Below are 3,480 nucleotides of genomic sequence, written 5' to 3'. Positions count from 1 at the left end.
GGGTATGCTGCGGTCTGGTGTTTCGTTCCACTCCCATTCGCTCGCTGAGCGGCAAGGCCCACCCGTGAAGACCTCCACTCCCGCCCCGACCGCAGTCCGCACCGAAAAAGACACTTTCGGCCCCATTGATGTCCCGGCCGACCGGCTGTGGGGCGCGCAGACGCAGCGCTCGCTACACCACTTTGCGATCTCGGGCGAGCGCATGGCGCCCGAGCTGATCCGTGCGCTGGCCCAGGTCAAGCGGGCCAGCGCCTATGTGAACCACGCGCTGGGTTTGCTCGACGCGGCCAAGACCACGGCCATTGTGGCGGCGGCGGACGAGGTGATTGGCGGCGGCCACCTGCAGGAGTTTCCGCTGGTGGTGTGGCAGACCGGCTCGGGCACGCAGACCAACATGAACATGAACGAGGTGCTGGCCAACCGCGCGAGCGAACTGCTGGGTGGCCCGCGCGGCGAAGCGCGCCTGGTGCACCCCAATGACGAGGTGAACAAGAGCCAGTCGAGCAACGACGTGTTCCCCACCGCGATGCACCTGGCGGCGGTGGACACACTCATGCACCGCCTGCTGCCCGCGCTGCACGGCTTGCGCACCACGCTGGCGGCCAAGGCGAAGGAGTTTGATGGCATCGTGAAGATTGGCCGCACACATTTGCAGGACGCCACGCCCCTCACGCTGGGCCAGGAGATCTCGGGCTGGGTGGCGCAGCTGCAGCATGGCGAGCAGCATGTGCGCGCCGCGCTGCCCCACCTGGGCGAGCTGGCCCTGGGCGGCACAGCCGTGGGCACAGGGCTCAATGCGCCTGCAGGCTACGCGCAGGCCGTGGCCAAGGAGCTGGCCGACCTGACGGGGCTGCCGCTGGTCACCGCCCCCAACAAGTTCGAGGCCCTGGCCAGCTGCGATGCGCTGGTGCATGCCCATGGCGCGCTCAAGACGCTGGCGGCCAGCCTGATGAAGATTGCCAACGATGTGCGCTGGCTTGCCAGCGGCCCGCGCAGTGGGCTGGGCGAAATCACCATCCCCGAGAACGAGCCGGGCTCGTCCATCATGCCGGGCAAGGTCAACCCCACGCAGTGCGAGGCGCTGACCATGCTGTGCGCGCAGGTGCTGGGCAACGACGTAGCCATCAACATCGGCGGAGCCTCGGGCAACTTCGAGCTGAACGTGTTCCGCCCCATGGTGATTCACAACTTCTTGCAGAGCGTGCGCCTGTTGGCCGACGGCATGGCCAGCTTCAACGAGCACTGCGCCGTGGGCATCGAGCCCAACCAGGCGCGCATCAACGACCTGGTGGAGCAGTCGCTGATGCTGGTGACTGCGCTCAATCCCCACATCGGCTACGACAAGGCGGCCTTCATCGCCAAGAAGGCGCACAGGGAGGGCACCAGCCTGCGCGCCGCCGCCGTGGCCTCGGGCCATGTGAAGGGTGAGCAGTTTGACCAGTGGGTGGTGCCCGCGCAGATGGTGGGGCGCTGAGCCTGCGCGGCCTTTCAGGGAAAAGCGGTTTTTTATAGCAAAAATTGCCGTCCCCGCCTGTCCTGATTGATTTTGTAGCTATTAAAATAATAGCAAATTTGTCCGAACCGTTGCAGCCCGCAACTTATCAGGCCGCTGGCGGGCTCTCGTGGTTCGGGTCCAGCGCAAACCCCACGCCATACACCGACCGGATCCAGTCGCTGCCATCAATGCTGGTCGCCTTGAGCTTCTTGCGCAGGTTCTTGATGTGGCTGTCGATGGCGCGTTCGTTCACGTCCAGCGTGTCGTCATAGGCCTGGTCCAGCAACTGGGCACGCGAGAAGATGCGCCCGCGCTGGCGTGCCAGCACCTGCAGCAGGCGGAACTCGCGCCGCGTGAGGCCCAGCGGCGTGCCGTGCAGCGTGGCCTGCCAGTGTGATTCGTCCAGCACCAGCGCCGCCACCGTGGTGGCGGCCGTCGGCGGCTCTTGCGCTGCGGCAGTGCGGCGCAGTACGGCCTTGACGCGGGCCACCACCTCGCGCGGCGAAAACGGTTTGCAGATGTAGTCGTCCGCGCCCAGTTCCAGGCCAATGAGGCGGTCCACCTCTTCCACGCGGGCGGTCAGCATGATGATGGGGTGCTGCGTGTGGCGGCGCGCCTGGCGCAGGATCTCCAGGCCATCCATGCCGGGCAGCATGATGTCCAGCAGCGTGAGGTCGGGCGGCGCGGCCACGATGCTGGCGAGGGCTGCGCGGCCGTCGGCGTGGTGCTCGACGGTGTAGCCCGCGTGGCGCAGGTAATCGACCACGATGGCGGCGATGTCGGGTTCGTCTTCGACGACGAGGATGCGTTGGCTCATGGGGCGGTGTTGTCCAGAAGGGGCAAGGTCAGCGTGATGCGCAGCCCGCCCAGGGGAGATGCCTCGGCCGCCAGCGTGCCGCCATGTGCGAGCACGATGGCACGGCAGATCGCCAGGCCCAGGCCCGAGCCGCCGTGGTCGCGGTTGCGCGAGGTCTCGGCGCGGTACAGGCGCTCGAAGATGCGCGGCAGCTCGTGCGCGGGCACGCCGGGGGCGCTGTCGTCCAGCTGCACCTGCACGCGGGGGGCGCCGCCGGGCGTGGTGGCGGGCACTTCGCTCGCGCTGATTTGCAGCAGGCCACCGGCATCCGTGTAGCGCAGGCTGTTCTCCAGCAGGTTCAAGAACACCTGGTGCAGCTGCTGCGCGTCGCCCTGCACCAGGGGCGCGGGCACCTGCGTGGCCAGCGCGTCCAGGCCCGTGGTGTCCACACCAATGCCCGCCTGCGCCAGGCGCGGACGCATGGAGGCCAGCGCTTCTGCCAGTAGCGACAGCGGGTGCACGGGCACCTGGGCCGAGGGCGCGCTGGTGCCTGCCGCGTCCAGGCTGGCGCGCAGGTCGCCCACCAGCTGGATCAGGCGCATCACCTGCCGGTGCAGGCGCAGTGCGGTTTTTTCGTCAAAGGGGCGGATGCCGTCCTGCACGGCCTCGATCTCGGCGCGCATGGCGGCCAGGGGGGTGCGCAGCTCGTGGGCCACGTCGCCCAGCCACTGGCGGCGGCTGGCCTCGATGCTGCTCAGTTGTTCGGCCATGGTGTTGAAGGTGCGGGCCAGCTGGGCCAGTTCGTCGTTGCCGTGCACGGGCACGCGGGTGTGCAGGGCGCCTTGCGCAATGCCGCGTGCGCCGGTGGCCAGGGCCTCGACCGGGCCCAGCCAGCGCCGCGCCAGCCAGCCCGACAGCAGCAGCGCCAGCGCCAGCCCGGCCAGGCCTGTCCAGGCCACAAAACCCAGGTGCTGTGCCAGGAACGCCTGGTCGGCCTCACTGCGCACACCCTGGGGCGGCGCCAGCACCAGGTGGCCGATGGTCTGGCCGCCCTCGCCGCGCAGCGCCAGACGTGCGCCGCCGGGCTGGGGCGCGCTGCCCGCCACCAGGCGCTCCTGCGTGTCGAGCAGGCCCAGGCGGGGGTAGATGTCGTCGGTGTGGCGCTGGGGTGGCGGGAAACTGCCTCGGC

At 68.9% G+C, this 3,480-nt stretch carries 3 protein-coding genes; 1 reads left to right on the top strand and 2 read right to left on the bottom strand.

Features of this window, described 5'->3' with window-relative positions:
- Nucleotides 1-4 precede the first annotated feature (4 nt).
- Nucleotides 5-1,474 carry a class II fumarate hydratase gene (gene fumC, locus DBR12_RS12870; RefSeq protein ID WP_233244447.1) on the top strand — a complete coding sequence of 490 codons (1,470 nt, stop codon included), beginning with the start codon at nucleotides 5-7 and terminating at the stop codon, nucleotides 1,472-1,474.
- Nucleotides 1,475-1,601: 127 nt separating this feature from the next.
- On the opposite strand, the gene DBR12_RS12865 is transcribed toward fumC, so the two are convergent.
- Together DBR12_RS12865 and DBR12_RS12860 are read right to left on the bottom strand one after the other, a co-directional pair.
- The gene (locus DBR12_RS12865) at nucleotides 1,602-2,312 is read right to left on the bottom strand and encodes a response regulator (protein ID WP_108617606.1); all 711 of its coding nucleotides are present in this window, start codon (nucleotides 2,310-2,312) and stop codon (nucleotides 1,602-1,604) included.
- Nucleotides 2,309-3,480, bottom strand: a 1,172-nt coding sequence (locus DBR12_RS12860) for an ATP-binding protein (RefSeq protein ID WP_108617605.1), incomplete at its 5' end; no start/stop codon positions are given. The genes DBR12_RS12865 and DBR12_RS12860, both read right to left, overlap by 4 nt.

It is taken from the genome of Acidovorax sp. HMWF029 (assembly GCF_003060895.1).
Taxonomy (GTDB): Bacteria; Pseudomonadota; Gammaproteobacteria; order Burkholderiales; family Burkholderiaceae_C; genus Acidovorax.
Note: the sequence above shows the minus strand (reverse complement) of the source record. Positions and strands in the feature narration are given on the sequence as shown.

Bases quoted from the DNA above. Each gene is read 5' to 3' on its own strand.
- fumC (WP_233244447.1), top strand. From the start codon at position 5: ATGCTGCGGTCTGGTGTTTCGTTCCACTCCCATTCGCTCGCTGAGCGG.
- DBR12_RS12865 (WP_108617606.1), bottom strand. From the start codon at position 2,312: ATGAGCCAACGCATCCTCGTCGTCGAAGACGAACCCGACATCGCCGCC.